Source organism: Aliivibrio fischeri (genome assembly GCA_038993745.2).
Lineage (GTDB): Bacteria > Pseudomonadota > Gammaproteobacteria > Enterobacterales > Vibrionaceae > Aliivibrio > Aliivibrio fischeri_B.
Genome location: CP160629.1, coordinates 317117 through 339639 on the forward strand (window position 1 = coordinate 317117; position 22523 = coordinate 339639).

Genomic DNA, 22523 nt, shown 5'->3' on the forward strand with positions numbered 1-22523 from the left:
TAATAATTGGTGCTGTTGTTTTTACTAATTCTGGATTAAAACTGATAGTTTGGGGGCAGAAAAAGCGCTTCCTGAGTTATCAATTGAAGGGGTTGAAGGCAGCGTCATTCCTGAATTCACATTATCGAAGATAACCTATGATAATAAACAGTTACTCAGTACGGAGATTTCTCGTTTTCATTTTGCATTAACACCTAATTGTTTATTAATCCCTTCAGTTTGCATCGATGATATTTCTGTGGATGGACTGACGTTAGATTTTCCAACACTCCCAACTTCAAATGAAGAAGAGCCAACTGATACTGCTGAAAATACGTTGTTGTCGATCCCTATCCCGATAGCAATAACCAATATTACTTTAAATAATATAGATGCGGATATTTTGGGAAATCATATTCAGTGGAAAGCATTTTCTACTGGAGTGAATATCTACAAAAGTGATTTAACATTAACGCCCTTGAACTGGGATCATATTCGTTTAGAGCTTGCTTCAAGTGAAAGCGCTTCTGAAAAAAATACAGAAAAACCAACATCGTCAAAAAAAGATGATGCGCCTATCGTTTTACCTGAAGTATTTATTCCTTTAAATATAAAAGTGGAACAGTTCGCACTTCGTGATTTTATCCTGCAGCAAGAGACTCCCGTAAAAGTAAACAAACTAAATTTCAAGGCAACTGCTGGTGAAAATAACGCGAGTATTAATGATTTTTACTTGGATGTACCACAAGCAAATTTATCACTTAATAATGAGATAGTTTTAAAAGGAGATTATCCCCTTACCTTAGACGGACTTCTTGAGCTAAAAGAAACGGAACTAAAAGGTCATAAGTTAGCTATAGAGGCTGATGGAAGTGTTGCTGATTTGAATGCTTCATTAACCTTGAGTGGTGGTTTAAAGGTTAAAGTCGATGCAAATGTTCACCCTTTAGATAAAAAATTTCCATTTGATGTACATGTTTATAAAGGTGACCTGTACTGGCCATTAACTGGCGATAAAGATATTAAGGTTCAAATTCCCAATATAAAAACAAAAGGCAATCTTGAGCAATATAACTTTGCGAGTGCTCTATATATAGAGGGGAAATCAATTCCTCAAACAGATATGCGCTTAGAAGGAAGAGGAACATTAGAGAAGGTCGATTTATCCGATTTGTTAATTGATACGTTAGGTGGTTCTATTTCAGGAAGTGCAGAAGTCAATTGGGCTTCATTGGTATCGTGGAAAACAGATATTAATTTGCTGAATATACAACCCGGATTACAGTGGCCAGAAGCGGAAGGTGACATCAGTGGGCAATTGATCACTGATGGACATTTAACTAAAGATGGTGGATGGGTTGTTGATGTACCAACTATAGATATTAATGGTGTATTTAGAAATTACCCTTTATTAGTTCAGGGCGCATTAAAAGCGGATGATGTTCAAGGTGTGGGTGAACCACATTTAAACATTTCCCAGTTAACAATCAATCATGGTGATAACGGATTAGCAGTTTCTGGAGAGTTAAATAAAGAGTGGGATTTAAGTGTTGATATCGATTTTCCTGAATTATCAGATAGTGTACCGGATGTTTATGGAAAATTGATTGGTAATGTCGCATTAACAGGAGAGTTAACTAAACCTAGGGTTGATGTTGATATTAATGCATTAGGGCTGCAGTTCCTTAAAAAAGCAACCTTAAATAAAGCGTCAATAGAAGGATATATTGTACCGTCCCCAACAATTGATGCAGATTTAAGTATTAAGCTATTAGATGGGAAATACCAAAAACAAGTATTGAATGATTTGAGCATTCGATTTAGTGGTAAAGAGCAAGCTCATAAATTACAAATAGATTTAAATTCAAATGTTATCGATTCTCATCTTGTGTTTAAAGGTGCTCTTGATCGAACTCAAGGTTGGAAGGGGGAATTAAGTGAAGCTGATGTTATCACTGAAATTGGACCATGGAATTTAGATAAAAAAGCCGATCTTGCTTACGACATTAAAAAAGAAGAATTATTTGTTCAGGCAAACTGCTGGAGTCAGGGGAAAACTGCTCTCTGCTTAAATAAAGATTTATATGCAGGAAAGTCTGGTGATGCTGATATCAGCATTAAACATTTTGAATTTAGTAAACTACAAAAATTCATTCCAGAAGAAACCGTTATTAATGGCGAAGTTAATCTTGATGCATTAGCTAAGTGGTCTGTTGGTCAATCACCTTATGTTAAAGCTAAATTGCATCTTCCAAAGGGGAATATTCAACAGCAGATGGAAAGCCCTCTTATTATTGGTTGGGATGATTTTACTGTTAATGCTGAAATGAAAAATGATGAGTTAACTACTGATTGGCTGCTAGCGTTAACTGATAATGGTCAACTAACAGGAAATATGAAAATTGATCAGTTAACAAAAGCAAAAACATTAACGGGTAATTCAAAGATAGAGAAAGTCTCATTAGCGATGTTAGAACCTATCCTAGGGGAATACAGCCAGTTAAGGGCAATGGTGAATTCTGATATTGATATTTCTGGGCCAATAGAACACCCGAAATTGTCAGGTAATTTGAGTATCGATGAGATAAAAGTCAAAGGTGAGGTATCTCCCGTAGATATTAATGAGGGAAATGTTGATATTGTCTTTTCTGGCCATAGCGGAAAACTAAGCTCATTAATTACGACTGCTGATGGTGATTTGCATATTGATGGTGCTGCGCATTGGAGTGACCTGAATAAGTGGGATGCTGGCTTAGATATTTTTGGCAACGAATTACAAGTCAATGTGCCACCCATGGTAAAACTCAAAGTTAAGCCTGATATGAAGATTCGAATTAATCCAACACTCGCTAAGATTACGGGTTCTATTGGTATACCGTGGGGTAGGATTGTTGTTCAAGAATTACCAGAGAGTGCCATTGGGGTATCTAAAGATGAAATCATTCTTGGTGATGATCTAAAACCAATAGAAAAACCATCACCATTACCTATGACGGTTGAAACCGATATTAATATCAATATTGGTGATGATGTACTGCTATCAGCATTTGGTTTAGAAGGTGGATTAGTTGGTAATCTTAATATTACTCAAAAAAATAAAGGGCCATTTATTACAGGTGAAGTAAATATCGAAGAAGGGACATATCGTTCATTTGGGCAAGATTTACAAATTAGAAAAGGTAAAATTCTATTTAACGGTCCAGCAGACCAGCCTTATGTAGATATAAAGGCGGTTCGAAACCCTGAGAATACAAAAGATGATGTTGTTGCTGGTATTAAAGTTACAGGTCCAGCGGATACACCAAGAGTTGAAATCTTTTCATCACCAAGTATGCCTCAAGCAAATGCGCTTTCTTATTTATTAAGAGGGCAAGATATTGATGGGGAGTCGGGTGGTAATGCCATGACAACCACTTTAATTGGATTAAGCTTGGCAAAAAGCGGAAAGGTTGTCGGTGAAATAGGTCAGGCATTCGGTGTGCAAGATCTACAATTAGATACGGCGGGTTCAGGAGAAGATTCACAAGTAACGATTAGTGGTTATATAGCCCCTGGATTACAAGTGAAGTATGGAGTCGGCATATTTAATTCATTAGGTGAATTTACATTGAGGTATCGAATTATCAGTGACCTCTATATAGAAGCTGTATCAGGAGTAGATAATGCAGTGGATTTAATTTACCAGTTTGAATTTGATTAAAATAGGTCAAATGTGGATAACTTTGTGGGTAAGCTGTTGCCATGATAAGGGTAAAAAAAGATAAGTTTTCTTTTGAATAAAATGCCATCAAACAAGCATAAAATATAAAAAAAAAGCTATTTTATGCTTGCTAATGAAATCGAACTCCCTATAATGCGACCTCACTGACACGGAGCGCTCAACCAAGAGCTGCAAAGGGTTGGTAAGAAAAACGGTTTGAAAATTAAATTTAAAAAAGTGTTTGACACGAAAGTTTAATTAGCTAAAATGACCGTCCTCTTCACAGAGAAGCGGAAACGCTTTGAAAGTAGAAGAAAAGCTCTTTAAAAATTAGAAACCTATTAATCTGTGTGGGCACTTGTGAATTGATAATCACTATTTGCGAAAGCAAATAACTAATCAATGAACTGAGTGACTACACAAAATTACTTTTATGTAACAATCAGTATTAATCATTGAGTCGGTTTTGTTTCTGCTTCTCTTTATAGAAAAGACAGAGCAACCAAAAAAACTTTAATTGAAGAGTTTGATCATGGCTCAGATTGAACGCTGGCGGCAGGCCTAACACATGCAAGTCGAGCGGAAACGACTTAACTGAACCTTCGGGGAACGTTAAGGGCGTCGAGCGGCGGACGGGTGAGTAATGCCTGGGAATATGCCTTAGTGTGGGGGATAACTATTGGAAACGATAGCTAATACCGCATAATGTCTTCGGACCAAAGAGGGGGACCTTCGGGCCTCTCGCGCTAAGATTAGCCCAGGTGAGATTAGCTAGTTGGTGAGGTAAGAGCTCACCAAGGCAACGATCTCTAGCTGGTCTGAGAGGATGATCAGCCACACTGGAACTGAGACACGGTCCAGACTCCTACGGGAGGCAGCAGTGGGGAATATTGCACAATGGGCGAAAGCCTGATGCAGCCATGCCGCGTGTATGAAGAAGGCCTTCGGGTTGTAAAGTACTTTCAGTAGGGAGGAAGGTGTTGTAGTTAATAGCTGCAGCATTTGACGTTACCTACAGAAGAAGCACCGGCTAACTCCGTGCCAGCAGCCGCGGTAATACGGAGGGTGCGAGCGTTAATCGGAATTACTGGGCGTAAAGCGCATGCAGGTGGTTCATTAAGTCAGATGTGAAAGCCCGGGGCTCAACCTCGGAACCGCATTTGAAACTGGTGAACTAGAGTGCTGTAGAGGGGGGTAGAATTTCAGGTGTAGCGGTGAAATGCGTAGAGATCTGAAGGAATACCAGTGGCGAAGGCGGCCCCCTGGACAGACACTGACACTCAGATGCGAAAGCGTGGGGAGCAAACAGGATTAGATACCCTGGTAGTCCACGCCGTAAACGATGTCTACTTGGAGGTTGTTCCCTTGAGGAGTGGCTTTCGGAGCTAACGCGTTAAGTAGACCGCCTGGGGAGTACGGTCGCAAGATTAAAACTCAAATGAATTGACGGGGGCCCGCACAAGCGGTGGAGCATGTGGTTTAATTCGATGCAACGCGAAGAACCTTACCTACTCTTGACATCCAGAGAATTCGCTAGAGATAGCTTAGTGCCTTCGGGAACTCTGAGACAGGTGCTGCATGGCTGTCGTCAGCTCGTGTTGTGAAATGTTGGGTTAAGTCCCGCAACGAGCGCAACCCTTATCCTTGTTTGCCAGCACGTAATGGTGGGAACTCCAGGGAGACTGCCGGTGATAAACCGGAGGAAGGTGGGGACGACGTCAAGTCATCATGGCCCTTACGAGTAGGGCTACACACGTGCTACAATGGCGCATACAGAGGGCTGCAAGCTAGCGATAGTGAGCGAATCCCAAAAAGTGCGTCGTAGTCCGGATTGGAGTCTGCAACTCGACTCCATGAAGTCGGAATCGCTAGTAATCGTAGATCAGAATGCTACGGTGAATACGTTCCCGGGCCTTGTACACACCGCCCGTCACACCATGGGAGTGGGCTGCAAAAGAAGTGGGTAGTTTAACCTTCGGGAGGACGCTCACCACTTTGTGGTTCATGACTGGGGTGAAGTCGTAACAAGGTAGCCCTAGGGGAACCTGGGGCTGGATCACCTCCTTAAACGATAGATTACGGTTTATGAGTGTTCACACAGATTAATTAGGTTTTGAATTTAGAGTATCTTAGTGTCCCGTTCGTCTAGAGGCCTAGGACACCGCCCTTTCACGGCGGTAACAGGGGTTCGACTCCCCTACGGGATACCATCTTTAAGTATTCTCCTGGAGAGTCTTTAAAAATGGTTACACGCATAAGCGTGAAATCGCTCTTTAACAATTTGGAAAGCTGACTGATTTAAATAACTTACGAGTTATCTAAATCAAAATTTAAAAGTTCTTAATATCCTTTGTTTTACTTTGTAAAACGAAGAACAACACATTCAAGTGTTCTTGTATTTTGAATCCGGCGAAAAACCAGAACTCGCAATGACGAGTTCAACCTTGGTTGTTTATGCCATACGAAACCTCTTGGGGTTGTATGGTTAAGTGACTAAGCGTACACGGTGGATGCCTTGGCAGTCAGAGGCGATGAAAGACGTATTAACTTGCGATAAGCCCAGATTAGGTAGTAAAAACCATTTGAGTCTGGGATTTCTGAATGGGGAAACCCACGTGCATAAGCACGTATCGCTACGTGAATACATAGCGTAGCGAGGCGAACCGGGAGAACTGAAACATCTAAGTACCCCGAGGAAGAGAAATCAACCGAGATCCCGAAAGTAGCGGCGAGCGAAATTGGGTTAGCCCTTAAGCTTTTAATGAGACAGGTGAAGGCTCTGGAAAGTGCCGCGATACAGGGTGATAGCCCCGTAACCGACATCTCATCATCAGTGAAAACGAGTAAGGCGGGACACGTGATATCCTGTCTGAATATGGGGGGACCATCCTCCAAGGCTAAATACTACTGACTGACCGATAGTGAACCAGTACCGTGAGGGAAAGGCGAAAAGAACCCCTGTGAGGGGAGTGAAATAGAACCTGAAACCGTGTACGTACAAGCAGTAGGAGCACCTTCGTGGTGTGACTGCGTACCTTTTGTATAATGGGTCAGCGACTTATATTCAGTGGCAAGGTTAACCGTTTAGGGGAGCCGTAGGGAAACCGAGTCTTAACTGGGCGTTCAGTCTCTGGATATAGACCCGAAACCAGGTGATCTAGCCATGGGCAGGTTGAAGATTGAGTAACATCAATTGGAGGACCGAACCGACTAATGTTGAAAAATTAGCGGATGACTTGTGGCTAGGGGTGAAAGGCCAATCAAACCTGGAGATAGCTGGTTCTCCCCGAAATCTATTTAGGTAGAGCCTCGGACGAATACTACTGGGGTAGAGCACTGTTAAGGCTAGGGGGTCATCCCGACTTACCAACCCTTTGCAAACTCCGAATACCAGTAAGTACTATCCGGGAGACACACGGCGGGTGCTAACGTCCGTCGTGGAGAGGGAAACAACCCAGACCGCCAGCTAAGGTCCCAAAGTTATAGTTAAGTGGGAAACGATGTGGGAAGGCTCAGACAGCCAGGATGTTGGCTTAGAAGCAGCCATCATTTAAAGAAAGCGTAATAGCTCACTGGTCGAGTCGGCCTGCGCGGAAGATGTAACGGGGCTAAACTATACACCGAAGCTGCGGCAATACAGTTTACTGTATTGGGTAGGGGAGCGTTCTGTAAGCGGTTGAAGGTGCGTTGTAAAGCGTGCTGGACGTATCAGAAGTGCGAATGCTGACATGAGTAACGATAAAGCGGGTGAAAAACCCGCTCGCCGGAAGACCAAGGGTTCCTGTCCAACGTTAATCGGGGCAGGGTAAGTCGACCCCTAAGGCGAGGCCGAAAGGCGTAGTCGATGGGAAACGGGTTAATATTCCCGTACTTCTTACAATTGCGATGGGGGGACGGAGAAGGCTAGGTGGGCTTGGCGACGGTCGTCCAAGTTCAAGTATGTAGGCTGTGATCTTAGGCAAATCCGGGATCACACTAGGCTGAGATACGATGTCGAGCTACTACGGTAGTGAAGCCATTGATGCCATGCTTCCAGGAAAAGCCTCTAAGCTTCAGATTGTAAGGAATCGTACCCCAAACCGACACAGGTGGTCGAGTAGAGAATACTAAGGCGCTTGAGAGAACTCGGGTGAAGGAACTAGGCAAAATGGTACCGTAACTTCGGGAGAAGGTACGCTCCTAGCGGTGATGAGACTTGCTCTCTAAGCTGCCGGGAGTCGCAGATACCAGGTGGCTGCAACTGTTTATTAAAAACATAGCACTGTGCTAAATCGTAAGATGACGTATACGGTGTGACGCCTGCCCGGTGCTTGAAGGTTAATTGATGGGGTTAGACTTCGGTCGAAGCTCTTGATCGAAGCCCAAGTAAACGGCGGCCGTAACTATAACGGTCCTAAGGTAGCGAAATTCCTTGTCGGGTAAGTTCCGACCTGCACGAATGGCGTAATGATGGCCACGCTGTCTCCACCCGAGACTCAGTGAAATTGAAATCGCTGTGAAGATGCAGTGTACCCGCGGCTAGACGGAAAGACCCCGTGAACCTTTACTACAGCTTGGCACTGAACATTGACCCTACATGTGTAGGATAGGTGGGAGCCTTTGAAGCACGTACGCCAGTATGTGTGGAGGCAATCTTGAAATACCACCCTTGTATGCTTGATGTTCTAACGTTGGCCCCTTATCGGGGTTGCGGACAGTGCCTGGTGGGTAGTTTGACTGGGGCGGTCTCCTCCCAAAGAGTAACGGAGGAGCACGAAGGTGGGCTAATCACGGTTGGACATCGTGAGGTTAGTGCAATGGCATAAGCCCGCTTGACTGCGAGAATGACAATTCGAGCAGGTGCGAAAGCAGGTCATAGTGATCCGGTGGTTCTGAATGGAAGGGCCATCGCTCAACGGATAAAAGGTACTCCGGGGATAACAGGCTGATACCGCCCAAGAGTTCATATCGACGGCGGTGTTTGGCACCTCGATGTCGGCTCATCACATCCTGGGGCTGAAGTCGGTCCCAAGGGTATGGCTGTTCGCCATTTAAAGTGGTACGCGAGCTGGGTTTAGAACGTCGTGAGACAGTTCGGTCCCTATCTGCCGTGGGCGTTGGATGATTGAAGGGGGCTGCTCCTAGTACGAGAGGACCGGAGTGGACGAACCTCTGGTGTTCGGGTTGTCACGCCAGTGGCATTGCCCGGTAGCTAAGTTCGGAATCGATAAACGCTGAAAGCATCTAAGCGTGAAGCGAGCCCTGAGATGAGTCATCCCTGATACTTTAAGTATCCTAAAGGGTTGTTGGAGACTACGACGTAGATAGGTCAGGTGTGTAAGTGCTGCGAGGCATTGAGCTAACTGATACTAATTGCCCGTGAGGCTTAACCATACAACACCCAAGGGGTTTTGAACGGATTTAAAGTTGCAAGAAACGAATTTGAATGTGCATTAAGAATTAAGCTTTCCGAATTAAAGAATTTGCTTGGCGACCATAGCGTTATGGACCCACCTGATCCCATGCCGAACTCAGAAGTGAAACGTAATAGCGCCGATGGTAGTGTGGGGTTTCCCCATGTGAGAGTAGGACATCGCCAGGCTTGAATTTGAATAAGAGCCCGTTCAGTTGAACGGGCTTTTATTTCGCTCCCAGACTGTCACTGTGAGCCAAGTCAACATAACGTTTTTAACGATTCAAAAATAATTGAAAAAGTTGAAAATATTATCTTGACTTTCAAATCAGACAGCGTATTATACGCAGCCTGAAACGACGAAGCGGAAACGCTAAGTGGTTGAAAGACAAGCTCTTTAACAATTTAACCAAATCAATCTGTGTGGGCACTTATGAATTGATAATCAACACATTATCAATGAACTGAGTGACTACACAAAATTACTTTTATGTAACAATCAGTATTAATCATTGAGTCGGTTTTGTTTCTGCTGAAACAAAGCAAAAAAAACTTTAATTGAAGAGTTTGATCATGGCTCAGATTGAACGCTGGCGGCAGGCCTAACACATGCAAGTCGAGCGGAAACGACTTAACTGAACCTTCGGGGAACGTTAAGGGCGTCGAGCGGCGGACGGGTGAGTAATGCCTGGGAATATGCCTTAGTGTGGGGGATAACTATTGGAAACGATAGCTAATACCGCATAATGTCTTCGGACCAAAGAGGGGGACCTTCGGGCCTCTCGCGCTAAGATTAGCCCAGGTGAGATTAGCTAGTTGGTGAGGTAAGAGCTCACCAAGGCGACGATCTCTAGCTGGTCTGAGAGGATGATCAGCCACACTGGAACTGAGACACGGTCCAGACTCCTACGGGAGGCAGCAGTGGGGAATATTGCACAATGGGCGAAAGCCTGATGCAGCCATGCCGCGTGTATGAAGAAGGCCTTCGGGTTGTAAAGTACTTTCAGTAGGGAGGAAGGTGTTGTAGTTAATAGCTATGGATTTGACGTTACCTACAGAAGAAGCACCGGCTAACTCCGTGCCAGCAGCCGCGGTAATACGGAGGGTGCGAGCGTTAATCGGAATTACTGGGCGTAAAGCGCATGCAGGTGGTTCATTAAGTCAGATGTGAAAGCCCGGGGCTCAACCTCGGAACCGCATTTGAAACTGGTGAACTAGAGTGCTGTAGAGGGGGTAGAATTTCAGGTGTAGCGGTGAAATGCGTAGAGATCTGAAGGAATACCAGTGGCGAAGGCGGCCCCCTGGACAGACACTGACACTCAGATGCGAAAGCGTGGGGAGCAAACAGGATTAGATACCCTGGTAGTCCACGCCGTAAACGATGTCTACTTGGAGGTTGTTCCCTTGAGGAGTGGCTTTCGGAGCTAACGCGTTAAGTAGACCGCCTGGGGAGTACGGTCGCAAGATTAAAACTCAAATGAATTGACGGGGGCCCGCACAAGCGGTGGAGCATGTGGTTTAATTCGATGCAACGCGAAGAACCTTACCTACTCTTGACATCCAGAGAATTCGCTAGAGATAGCTTAGTGCCTTCGGGAGCTCTGAGACAGGTGCTGCATGGCTGTCGTCAGCTCGTGTTGTGAAATGTTGGGTTAAGTCCCGCAACGAGCGCAACCCTTATCCTTGTTTGCCAGCACGTAATGGTGGGAACTCCAGGGAGACTGCCGGTGATAAACCGGAGGAAGGTGGGGACGACGTCAAGTCATCATGGCCCTTACGAGTAGGGCTACACACGTGCTACAATGGCGCATACAGAGGGCTGCAAGCTAGCGATAGTGAGCGAATCCCAAAAAGTGCGTCGTAGTCCGGATTGGAGTCTGCAACTCGACTCCATGAAGTCGGAATCGCTAGTAATCGTAGATCAGAATGCTACGGTGAATACGTTCCCGGGCCTTGTACACACCGCCCGTCACACCATGGGAGTGGGCTGCAAAAGAAGTGGGTAGTTTAACCTTCGGGAGGACGCTCACCACTTTGTGGTTCATGACTGGGGTGAAGTCGTAACAAGGTAGCCCTAGGGGAACCTGGGGCTGGATCACCTCCTTAAACGATAGATTGCGATTTATGAGTGTTCACACAGATTGATTAGGTTAAAAAATTAAGAGACTTAATGTTGGGTCTGTAGCTCAGTTGGTTAGAGCGCACCCCTGATAAGGGTGAGGTCGGTGGTTCAAATCCACTCAGACCCACCAATACTTCTCCAGAAAGTATTGGATAACATTATATTTTGGGGCTATAGCTCAGCTGGGAGAGCGCCTGCCTTGCACGCAGGAGGTCTGCGGTTCGATCCCGCATAGCTCCACCATCTTTAAGTATTCTCCTTGAGAGTCTTTAAAAATGGTTTCGAAAGAAACATTGCTCTTTAACAATTTGGAAAGCTGACTGATTTAAATAACTTACGAGTTATTCAAATCAAAATTTAAAAGTTCTTAATATCCTTTGTTTTACTTTGTAAAACGAAGAACAACACATTCAAGTGTTCTTGTATTTTGAATCCGGCGAAAAACCAGAACTCGCAATGACGAGTTCAACCTTGGTTGTTTATGCCATACGAAACCTCTTGGGGTTGTATGGTTAAGTGACTAAGCGTACACGGTGGATGCCTTGGCAGTCAGAGGCGATGAAAGACGTATTAACTTGCGATAAGCCCAGATTAGGTAGTAAAAACCATTTGAGTCTGGGATTTCTGAATGGGGAAACCCACGTGCATAAGCACGTATCGCTACGTGAATACATAGCGTAGCGAGGCGAACCGGGAGAACTGAAACATCTAAGTACCCCGAGGAAGAGAAATCAACCGAGATCCCGAAAGTAGCGGCGAGCGAAATTGGGTTAGCCCTTAAGCTTTTAATGAGACAGGTGAAGGCTCTGGAAAGTGCCGCGATACAGGGTGATAGCCCCGTAACCGACATCTCATCATCAGTGAAAACGAGTAAGGCGGGACACGTGATATCCTGTCTGAATATGGGGGACCATCCTCCAAGGCTAAATACTACTGACTGACCGATAGTGAACCAGTACCGTGAGGGAAAGGCGAAAAGAACCCCTGTGAGGGGAGTGAAATAGAACCTGAAACCGTGTACGTACAAGCAGTAGGAGCACCTTCGTGGTGTGACTGCGTACCTTTTGTATAATGGGTCAGCGACTTATATTCAGTGGCAAGGTTAACCGTTTAGGGGAGCCGTAGGGAAACCGAGTCTTAACTGGGCGTTCAGTCTCTGGATATAGACCCGAAACCAGGTGATCTAGCCATGGGCAGGTTGAAGATTGAGTAACATCAATTGGAGGACCGAACCGACTAATGTTGAAAAATTAGCGGATGACTTGTGGCTAGGGGTGAAAGGCCAATCAAACCTGGAGATAGCTGGTTCTCCCCGAAATCTATTTAGGTAGAGCCTCGGACGAATACTACTGGGGTAGAGCACTGTTAAGGCTAGGGGGTCATCCCGACTTACCAACCCTTTGCAAACTCCGAATACCAGTAAGTACTATCCGGGAGACACACGGCGGGTGCTAACGTCCGTCGTGGAGAGGGAAACAACCCAGACCGCCAGCTAAGGTCCCAAAGTTATAGTTAAGTGGGAAACGATGTGGGAAGGCTCAGACAGCCAGGATGTTGGCTTAGAAGCAGCCATCATTTAAAGAAAGCGTAATAGCTCACTGGTCGAGTCGGCCTGCGCGGAAGATGTAACGGGGCTAAACTATACACCGAAGCTGCGGCAATACAGTTTACTGTATTGGGTAGGGGAGCGTTCTGTAAGCGGTTGAAGGTGCGTTGTAAAGCGTGCTGGACGTATCAGAAGTGCGAATGCTGACATGAGTAACGATAAAGCGGGTGAAAAACCCGCTCGCCGGAAGACCAAGGGTTCCTGTCCAACGTTAATCGGGGCAGGGTAAGTCGACCCCTAAGGCGAGGCCGAAAGGCGTAGTCGATGGGAAACGGGTTAATATTCCCGTACTTCTTACAATTGCGATGGGGGGACGGAGAAGGCTAGGTGGGCTTGGCGACGGTCGTCCAAGTTCAAGTATGTAGGCTGTGATCTTAGGCAAATCCGGGATCACACTAGGCTGAGATACGATGTCGAGCTACTACGGTAGTGAAGCCATTGATGCCATGCTTCCAGGAAAAGCCTCTAAGCTTCAGATTGTAAGGAATCGTACCCCAAACCGACACAGGTGGTCGAGTAGAGAATACTAAGGCGCTTGAGAGAACTCGGGTGAAGGAACTAGGCAAAATGGTACCGTAACTTCGGGAGAAGGTACGCTCCTAGCGGTGATGAGACTTGCTCTCTAAGCTGCCGGGAGTCGCAGATACCAGGTGGCTGCAACTGTTTATTAAAAACATAGCACTGTGCTAAATCGTAAGATGACGTATACGGTGTGACGCCTGCCCGGTGCTTGAAGGTTAATTGATGGGGTTAGACTTCGGTCGAAGCTCTTGATCGAAGCCCAAGTAAACGGCGGCCGTAACTATAACGGTCCTAAGGTAGCGAAATTCCTTGTCGGGTAAGTTCCGACCTGCACGAATGGCGTAATGATGGCCACGCTGTCTCCACCCGAGACTCAGTGAAATTGAAATCGCTGTGAAGATGCAGTGTACCCGCGGCTAGACGGAAAGACCCCGTGAACCTTTACTACAGCTTGGCACTGAACATTGACCCTACATGTGTAGGATAGGTGGGAGCCTTTGAAGCACGTACGCCAGTATGTGTGGAGGCAATCTTGAAATACCACCCTTGTATGCTTGATGTTCTAACGTTGGTCCCTTATCGGGATTGCGGACAGTGCCTGGTGGGTAGTTTGACTGGGGCGGTCTCCTCCCAAAGAGTAACGGAGGAGCACGAAGGTGGGCTAATCACGGTTGGACATCGTGAGGTTAGTGCAATGGCATAAGCCCGCTTGACTGCGAGAATGACAATTCGAGCAGGTGCGAAAGCAGGTCATAGTGATCCGGTGGTTCTGAATGGAAGGGCCATCGCTCAACGGATAAAAGGTACTCCGGGGATAACAGGCTGATACCGCCCAAGAGTTCATATCGACGGCGGTGTTTGGCACCTCGATGTCGGCTCATCACATCCTGGGGCTGAAGTCGGTCCCAAGGGTATGGCTGTTCGCCATTTAAAGTGGTACGCGAGCTGGGTTTAGAACGTCGTGAGACAGTTCGGTCCCTATCTGCCGTGGGCGTTGGATGATTGAAGGGGGCTGCTCCTAGTACGAGAGGACCGGAGTGGACGAACCTCTGGTGTTCGGGTTGTCACGCCAGTGGCATTGCCCGGTAGCTAAGTTCGGAATCGATAAACGCTGAAAGCATCTAAGCGTGAAGCGAGCCCTGAGATGAGTCATCCCTGATACTTTAAGTATCCTAAAGGGTTGTTGGAGACTACGACGTAGATAGGTCAGGTGTGTAAGTGCTGCGAGGCATTGAGCTAACTGATACTAATTGCCCGTGAGGCTTAACCATACAACACCCAAGGGGTTTTGAACGGATTTAAAGTTGCAAGAAACGAATTGAATGTGCATTAAGAAGACAATAAGCTTTCCGAATTAAAGAATTTGCTTGGCGACCATAGCGTTATGGACCCACCTGATCCCATGCCGAACTCAGAAGTGAAACGTAATAGCGCCGATGGTAGTGTGGGGTTTCCCCATGTGAGAGTAGGACATCGCCAGGCTTGAATTTGAATAAGAGCCCGTTCAGTTGAACGGGCTTTTATTTCGCTCCCAGACTGTCACTGTGAGCCAAGTCAACATAACGTTTTTAACGATTCAAAAATAATTGAAAAAGTTGAAAATATTATCTTGACTTTCAAATCAGACAGCGTATTATACGCAGCCTGAAACGACGAAGCGGAAACGCTAAGTGGTTGAAAGACAAGCTCTTTAACAATTTAACCAAATCAATCTGTGTGGGCACTTATGAATTGATAATCAACACATTATCAATGAACTGAGTGACTACACAAAATTACTTTTATGTAACAATCAGTATTAATCATTGAGTCGGTTTTGTTTCTGCTGAAACAAACCAAAAAAACTTTAATTGAAGAGTTTGATCATGGCTCAGATTGAACGCTGGCGGCAGGCCTAACACATGCAAGTCGAGCGGAAACGACTTAACTGAACCTTCGGGGAACGTTAAGGGCGTCGAGCGGCGGACGGGTGAGTAATGCCTGGGAATATGCCTTAGTGTGGGGGATAACTATTGGAAACGATAGCTAATACCGCATAATGTCTTCGGACCAAAGAGGGGGACCTTCGGGCCTCTCGCGCTAAGATTAGCCCAGGTGAGATTAGCTAGTTGGTGAGGTAAGAGCTCACCAAGGCGACGATCTCTAGCTGGTCTGAGAGGATGATCAGCCACACTGGAACTGAGACACGGTCCAGACTCCTACGGGAGGCAGCAGTGGGGAATATTGCACAATGGGCGAAAGCCTGATGCAGCCATGCCGCGTGTATGAAGAAGGCCTTCGGGTTGTAAAGTACTTTCAGTAGGGAGGAAGGTTCATGCGTTAATAGCGTATGGATTTGACGTTACCTACAGAAGAAGCACCGGCTAACTCCGTGCCAGCAGCCGCGGTAATACGGAGGGTGCGAGCGTTAATCGGAATTACTGGGCGTAAAGCGCATGCAGGTGGTTCATTAAGTCAGATGTGAAAGCCCGGGGCTCAACCTCGGAACCGCATTTGAAACTGGTGAACTAGAGTGCTGTAGAGGGGGTAGAATTTCAGGTGTAGCGGTGAAATGCGTAGAGATCTGAAGGAATACCAGTGGCGAAGGCGGCCCCTGGACAGACACTGACACTCAGATGCGAAAGCGTGGGGAGCAAACAGGATTAGATACCCTGGTAGTCCACGCCGTAAACGATGTCTACTTGGAGGTTGTTCCCTTGAGGAGTGGCTTTCGGAGCTAACGCGTTAAGTAGACCGCCTGGGGAGTACGGTCGCAAGATTAAAACTCAAATGAATTGACGGGGGCCCGCACAAGCGGTGGAGCATGTGGTTTAATTCGATGCAACGCGAAGAACCTTACCTACTCTTGACATCCAGAGAATTCGCTAGAGATAGCTTAGTGCCTTCGGGAGCTCTGAGACAGGTGCTGCATGGCTGTCGTCAGCTCGTGTTGTGAAATGTTGGGTTAAGTCCCGCAACGAGCGCAACCCTTATCCTTGTTTGCCAGCACGTAATGGTGGGAACTCCAGGGAGACTGCCGGTGATAAACCGGAGGAAGGTGGGGACGACGTCAAGTCATCATGGCCCTTACGAGTAGGGCTACACACGTGCTACAATGGCGCATACAGAGGGCTGCAAGCTAGCGATAGTGAGCGAATCCCAAAAAGTGCGTCGTAGTCCGGATTGGAGTCTGCAACTCGACTCCATGAAGTCGGAATCGCTAGTAATCGTAGATCAGAATGCTACGGTGAATACGTTCCCGGGCCTTGTACACACCGCCCGTCACACCATGGGAGTGGGCTGCAAAAGAAGTGGGTAGTTTAACCTTCGGGAGGACGCTCACCACTTTGTGGTTCATGACTGGGGTGAAGTCGTAACAAGGTAGCCCTAGGGGAACCTGGGGCTGGATCACCTCCTTAAACGATAGATTACGGTTTATGAGTGTTCACACAGATTGATTAGGTTAAAAAATTAAGAGACTTAATGTTGGGTCTGTAGCTCAGTTGGTTAGAGCGCACCCCTGATAAGGGTGAGGTCGGTGGTTCAAATCCACTCAGACCCACCAATACTTCTCCAGAAAGTATTGGATAACATTATATTTCGGGGCTATAGCTCAGCTGGGAGAGCGCCTGCCTTGCACGCAGGAGGTCTGCGGTTCGATCCCGCATAGCTCCACCATCTTTAAGTATTCTCCTTGAGAGTCTTTAAAAATGGTTTCGAAAGAAACATTGCTCTTTAACAATTTGGAAAGCTGACTGATTTAAATAACTTACGAGTTATTCAAATCAAAATTTAAAAGTTCTTAATATCCTTTGTTTTACTTTGTAAAACGAAGAACAACACATTCAAGTGTTCTTGTATTTTGAATCCGGCGAAAAACCAGAACTCGCAATGACGAGTTCAACCTTGGTTGTTTATGCCATACGAAACCTCTTGGGGTTGTATGGTTAAGTGACTAAGCGTACACGGTGGATGCCTTGGCAGTCAGAGGCGATGAAAGACGTATTAACTTGCGATAAGCCCAGATTAGGTAGTAAAAACCATTTGAGTCTGGGATTTCTGAATGGGGAAACCCACGTGCATAAGCACGTATCGCTACGTGAATACATAGCGTAGCGAGGCGAACCGGGAGAACTGAAACATCTAAGTACCCCGAGGAAGAGAAATCAACCGAGATCCCGAAAGTAGCGGCGAGCGAAATTGGGTTAGCCCTTAAGCTTTTAATGAGACAGGTGAAGGCTCTGGAAAGTGCCGCGATACAGGGTGATAGCCCCGTAACCGACATCTCATCATCAGTGAAAACGAGTAAGGCGGGACACGTGATATCCTGTCTGAATATGGGGGGACCATCCTCCAAGGCTAAATACTACTGACTGACCGATAGTGAACCAGTACCGTGAGGGAAAGGCGAAAAGAACCCCTGTGAGGGGAGTGAAATAGAACCTGAAACCGTGTACGTACAAGCAGTAGGAGCACCTTCGTGGTGTGACTGCGTACCTTTTGTATAATGGGTCAGCGACTTATATTCAGTGGCAAGGTTAACCGTTTAGGGGAGCCGTAGGGAAACCGAGTCTTAACTGGGCGTTCAGTCTCTGGATATAGACCCGAAACCAGGTGATCTAGCCATGGGCAGGTTGAAGATTGAGTAACATCAATTGGAGGACCGAACCGACTAATGTTGAAAAATTAGCGGATGACTTGTGGCTAGGGGTGAAAGGCCAATCAAACCTGGAGATAGCTGGTTCTCCCCGAAATCTATTTAGGTAGAGCCTCGGACGAATACTACTGGGGGTAGAGCACTGTTAAGGCTAGGGGGTCATCCCGACTTACCAACCCTTTGCAAACTCCGAATACCAGTAAGTACTATCCGGGAGACACACGGCGGGTGCTAACGTCCGTCGTGGAGAGGGAAACAACCCAGACCGCCAGCTAAGGTCCCAAAGTTATAGTTAAGTGGGAAACGATGTGGGAAGGCTCAGACAGCCAGGATGTTGGCTTAGAAGCAGCCATCATTTAAAGAAAGCGTAATAGCTCACTGGTCGAGTCGGCCTGCGCGGAAGATGTAACGGGGCTAAACTATACACCGAAGCTGCGGCAATACAGTTTACTGTATTGGGTAGGGGAGCGTTCTGTAAGCGGTTGAAGGTGCGTTGTAAAGCGTGCTGGACGTATCAGAAGTGCGAATGCTGACATGAGTAACGATAAAGCGGGTGAAAAACCCGCTCGCCGGAAGACCAAGGGTTCCTGTCCAACGTTAATCGGGGCAGGGTAAGTCGACCCCTAAGGCGAGGCCGAAAGGCGTAGTCGATGGGAAACGGGTTAATATTCCCGTACTTCTTACAATTGCGATGGGGGGACGGAGAAGGCTAGGTGGGCTTGGCGACGGTCGTCCAAGTTCAAGTATGTAGGCTGTATTCTTAGGCAAATCCGGGAATACACTAGGCTGAGATACGATGTCGAGCTACTACGGTAGTGAAGCCATTGATGCCATGCTTCCAGGAAAAGCCTCTAAGCTTCAGATTGTAAGGAATCGTACCCCAAACCGACACAGGTGGTCGAGTAGAGAATACTAAGGCGCTTGAGAGAACTCGGGTGAAGGAACTAGGCAAAATGGTACCGTAACTTCGGGAGAAGGTACGCTCCTAGCGGTGATGAGACTTGCTCTCTAAGCTGCCGGGAGTCGCAGATACCAGGTGGCTGCAACTGTTTATTAAAAACATAGCACTGTGCTAAATCGTAAGATGACGTATACGGTGTGACGCCTGCCCGGTGCTTGAAGGTTAATTGATGGGGTTAGACTTCGGTCGAAGCTCTTGATCGAAGCCCAAGTAAACGGCGGCCGTAACTATAACGGTCCTAAGGTAGCGAAATTCCTTGTCGGGTAAGTTCCGACCTGCACGAATGGCGTAATGATGGCCACGCTGTCTCCACCCGAGACTCAGTGAAATTGAAATCGCTGTGAAGATGCAGTGTACCCGCGGCTAGACGGAAAGACCCCGTGAACCTTTACTACAGCTTGGCACTGAACATTGACCCTACATGTGTAGGATAGGTGGGAGCCTTTGAAGCACGTACGCCAGTATGTGTGGAGGCAATCTTGAAATACCACCCTTGTATGCTTGATGTTCTAACGTTGGTCCCTTATCGGGATTGCGGACAGTGCCTGGTGGGTAGTTTGACTGGGGCGGTCTCCTCCCAAAGAGTAACGGAGGAGCACGAAGGTGGGCTAATCACGGTTGGACATCGTGAGGTTAGTGCAATGGCATAAGCCCGCTTGACTGCGAGAATGACAATTCGAGCAGGTGCGAAAGCAGGTCATAGTGATCCGGTGGTTCTGAATGGAAGGGCCATCGCTCAACGGATAAAAGGTACTCCGGGATAACAGGCTGATACCGCCCAAGAGTTCATATCGACGGCGGTGTTTGGCACCTCGATGTCGGCTCATCACATCCTGGGGCTGAAGTCGGTCCCAAGGGTATGGCTGTTCGCCATTTAAAGTGGTACGCGAGCTGGGTTTAGAACGTCGTGAGACAGTTCGGTCCCTATCTGCCGTGGGCGTTGGATGATTGAAGGGGGCTGCTCCTAGTACGAGAGGACCGGAGTGGACGAACCTCTGGTGTTCGGGTTGTCACGCCAGTGGCATTGCCCGGTAGCTAAGTTCGGAATCGATAAACGCTGAAAGCATCTAAGCGTGAAGCGAGCCCTGAGATGAGTCATCCCTGATACTTTAAGTATCCTAAAGGGTTGTTGGAGACTACGACGTAGATAGGTCAGGTGTGTAAGTGCTGCGAGGCATTGAGCTAACTGATACTAATTGCCCGTGAGGCTTAACCATACAACACCCAAGGGGTTTTGAACGGATTTGAAGTTGCAAGAAACGAATTGAATGTGCATTAAGAATTAAGCTTTCCGAATTAAAGAATTTGCTTGGCGACCATAGCGTTATGGACCCACCTGATCCCATGCCGAACTCAGAAGTGAAACGTAATAGCGCCGATGGTAGTGTGGGGTTTCCCCATGTGAGAGTAGGACATCGCCAGGCTTTAAATTATGAACACTTGTCAGTGACGACAAGTAGTCCACTGCGGAGTGGTAGTTCAGTTGGTTAGAATACCGGCCTGTCACGCCGGGGGTCGCGGGTTCGAGTCCCGTCCACTCCGCCACTTATTAAAAAAAGCCCTAATCGAAAGATTAGGGCTTTTTTGCATCTGTAGAAAACGGAATGAGATAAGCAAAGCGAAGTAGCAGCTCAGTTGGTTAAGCTTTTTATTGGAGAGCTTAGCGGCCTGTCACGCTGAGGGGCATATCGCTGGTTGATAGAAAGTCCCGTTAACGTGGCCACTTATTTAAGAAGCCCTAATCGAAAGATTAGGGCTTTTTTACATTTGTAGAAAACAGAATGAGATAAGCAGGGCGAAGTGGTAGTTCAGTTAGTTAGACTTTTTATTGGAGATCTTAGCGGCCTATCACGCCGAGGGACGTGTCGCTCTGAAGGTTGGTAGAACGTCCCATTAACTCCGCTACTTATTTAAAGAAAACGGAATGAAATGAGCAGAGCTAAGTGGTAGTTCAGTTGGTTAGGCTTTTTATTGGATAGTTTAGCTGTCTGTCACGCCGGAGGACGTGTTGTTTTCAAGGTTGATAGAAAGTCCCGTAAACGTAGCCATTTATTTGAAGAAACCCTACCGAAAGATTAGAACTTTTTTACATCTGTAGAAAACGGAATGAGATAAGCAGAGCGAAGTGTGAGTTCAGTTCGTTTTAGACTTTTTATTGGAGAGCTTAGCAGTTTGTTGTACTTGGGAACTTTCTGAGAAGGTTTGTTAATTATTTAAGCTAAAAAAAGAGGCGAACAAGCGCCTCTTCTATTAACTTCAATTTCTACATTTCTTTTTCAAGCTTCTTAGCTTTATCAATCATAGGAGTGATTGTTGACCCTTGTACTAAAATTGAAAAAACAACAACAGAGTAAGTCATTACAAGAATGATTTCTCTAACATCTATATTCTTTTCGGGTATAACCATAATTCCAGCTGGTATAGCTAGTGCCATTGCTAATGCTAAACCGCCTCTTAAGCCGCCCCAAGTTAAAATACGTACTGATAATGGGTTGTAAGTTCTAAATCGATTAAAGCCAATGTATGAGATAAATACACTTAAATAACGGCTTGTTAAAACTAAAGGAATAGAAATTGCCATTAATATCCAATCTTCTTGATGGAATTGGAATAAAAGCATAGACATACCAATTAATAGGAATAGTACGCCATTGAGGAATTCGTCGACAAGTTCCCAGAAGTGATCTAAATGATCTTCACTTTCTTTTGAAAAGCCAATAAATCGAGTCCAGTTTCCTATCATAATACCAGAGACAACCATTGCTAGAGGACCTGAAACATGAAGCACTTCTGCTAGCGCATAACCAGCGGTTGGTATACCAATGGTTAATAGTAGCTCCATTGAATGGTCATTGGTTGAACTTATTAGATAATGGAAAACTAGCCCAAGAATAAATCCATAGGCAATCCCACCAATAGCTTCTTGGAAGAATAATCCAGTTACACTTCCTACAGTAGGTGTTTCATGACCGAAAGCGATGGTAAAGAGAGTTACAAAGATAACAAGGCCAAAGCCATCGTTGAATAATGATTCGCCTTCAATTTGAGTTGAGATTCGTTGCGGAGCATTCATCTTTTTAACGATAGCAAGAACGGCTATTGGGTCAGTTGGTGATATTAATGCACCAAATAGTAAGCAGTAAATAAGATCTAAATTAACGCCGATAACATTACAAATTGCCCATAAAACAAAGCCGATAAAGAATGTTGAAAATAATGTAGCTCCTAAGGCAAGAACCGTTATTTCCCATTTTTGATCTTTTAAGTTTTGTAGCTTTATGCCCAAGCCTCCAGCAAAAAGCAGAAAACCTAGAATCCCTTTTAATAAAAAATCTTCAAAGTTAATATCTGTTAACGTCTCAGTTGCGACTTCCCTAAGGTTAAACCAGTTATTTTGACCGGCAATGATAATGCCTAATGAAAGCATCATGGAACCTGCAGTAATAGCAATGGTTGTTTGCATTTTTCCAATTTTACTATTGAAAAATGCGATTAACATTGCAGCAGCTGCGAGAAAGCAGAGTGTGTTATATACGGACATTGCTTAACCTCTAGATTTTTATTTAATGTAACAAAGTGTGATTTATATCATTTTCCGCTCTATT

The 22523-nt window shown here is 45.9% G+C and carries 2 protein-coding genes, 6 tRNA genes and 9 rRNA genes; 16 read left to right on the forward strand and 1 reads right to left on the reverse strand.

Annotation, left to right across the window (positions count from 1 at the left end; translation table 11 throughout):
* The first annotated feature begins 49 nt into the window (after positions 1 to 49).
* The 16 genes from AAFX60_001595 (at position 50) to AAFX60_001670 (ending at position 20463) form a co-directional block, all read left to right on the forward strand.
* Complete coding sequence (locus AAFX60_001595) at positions 50 to 3679, forward strand: translocation/assembly module TamB domain-containing protein (GenBank protein ID XDF77947.1); 3630 nt, start codon at positions 50 to 52, stop codon at positions 3677 to 3679.
* 514 nt (positions 3680 to 4193) lie between these two features.
* Positions 4194 to 5746 (forward strand): 16S ribosomal RNA (locus tag AAFX60_001600).
* Positions 5747 to 5813: 67 nt separating this feature from the next.
* Positions 5814 to 5889: transfer RNA gene (locus AAFX60_001605), tRNA-Glu, on the forward strand.
* Positions 5890 to 6162: 273 nt separating this feature from the next.
* A 23S ribosomal RNA gene (locus AAFX60_001610) occupies positions 6163 to 9052 on the forward strand.
* A gap of 92 nt (positions 9053 to 9144) precedes the next feature.
* Positions 9145 to 9260: ribosomal RNA gene (gene rrf / locus AAFX60_001615) — 5S ribosomal RNA — on the forward strand.
* Between the two features lie 366 nt (positions 9261 to 9626).
* Positions 9627 to 11177, forward strand: a 16S ribosomal RNA gene (locus tag AAFX60_001620).
* Between the two features lie 69 nt (positions 11178 to 11246).
* Positions 11247 to 11323: transfer RNA gene (locus AAFX60_001625), tRNA-Ile, on the forward strand.
* Between the two features lie 37 nt (positions 11324 to 11360).
* A tRNA-Ala gene (locus AAFX60_001630) sits at positions 11361 to 11436 on the forward strand.
* A gap of 267 nt (positions 11437 to 11703) precedes the next feature.
* Positions 11704 to 14592 (forward strand): 23S ribosomal RNA (locus tag AAFX60_001635).
* Positions 14593 to 14687: 95 nt separating this feature from the next.
* Positions 14688 to 14803: ribosomal RNA gene (rrf, locus tag AAFX60_001640) — 5S ribosomal RNA — on the forward strand.
* 365 nt (positions 14804 to 15168) lie between these two features.
* Positions 15169 to 16719, forward strand: a 16S ribosomal RNA gene (locus AAFX60_001645).
* 69 nt (positions 16720 to 16788) lie between these two features.
* Positions 16789 to 16865 (forward strand) — tRNA-Ile (locus tag AAFX60_001650).
* 37 nt (positions 16866 to 16902) lie between these two features.
* Positions 16903 to 16978, forward strand: a tRNA-Ala gene (locus AAFX60_001655).
* 267 nt (positions 16979 to 17245) lie between these two features.
* Positions 17246 to 20135: ribosomal RNA gene (locus AAFX60_001660) — 23S ribosomal RNA — on the forward strand.
* A gap of 91 nt (positions 20136 to 20226) precedes the next feature.
* Positions 20227 to 20342 (forward strand): 5S ribosomal RNA (gene rrf / locus AAFX60_001665).
* The 16S, 23S and 5S rRNA genes sit together here with 6 tRNA genes alongside, the layout of an rRNA operon.
* Before the next feature lie 44 nt (positions 20343 to 20386).
* Positions 20387 to 20463: transfer RNA gene (locus AAFX60_001670), tRNA-Asp, on the forward strand.
* A gap of 718 nt (positions 20464 to 21181) precedes the next feature.
* Here the strand turns inward: AAFX60_001670 and AAFX60_001675 are convergent.
* Entirely contained in the window at positions 21182 to 22459 is a 1278-nt protein-coding gene (locus tag AAFX60_001675; GenBank protein XDF77948.1) for a sodium:proton antiporter, read from the reverse strand.
* Positions 22460 to 22523 lie beyond the last annotated feature (64 nt).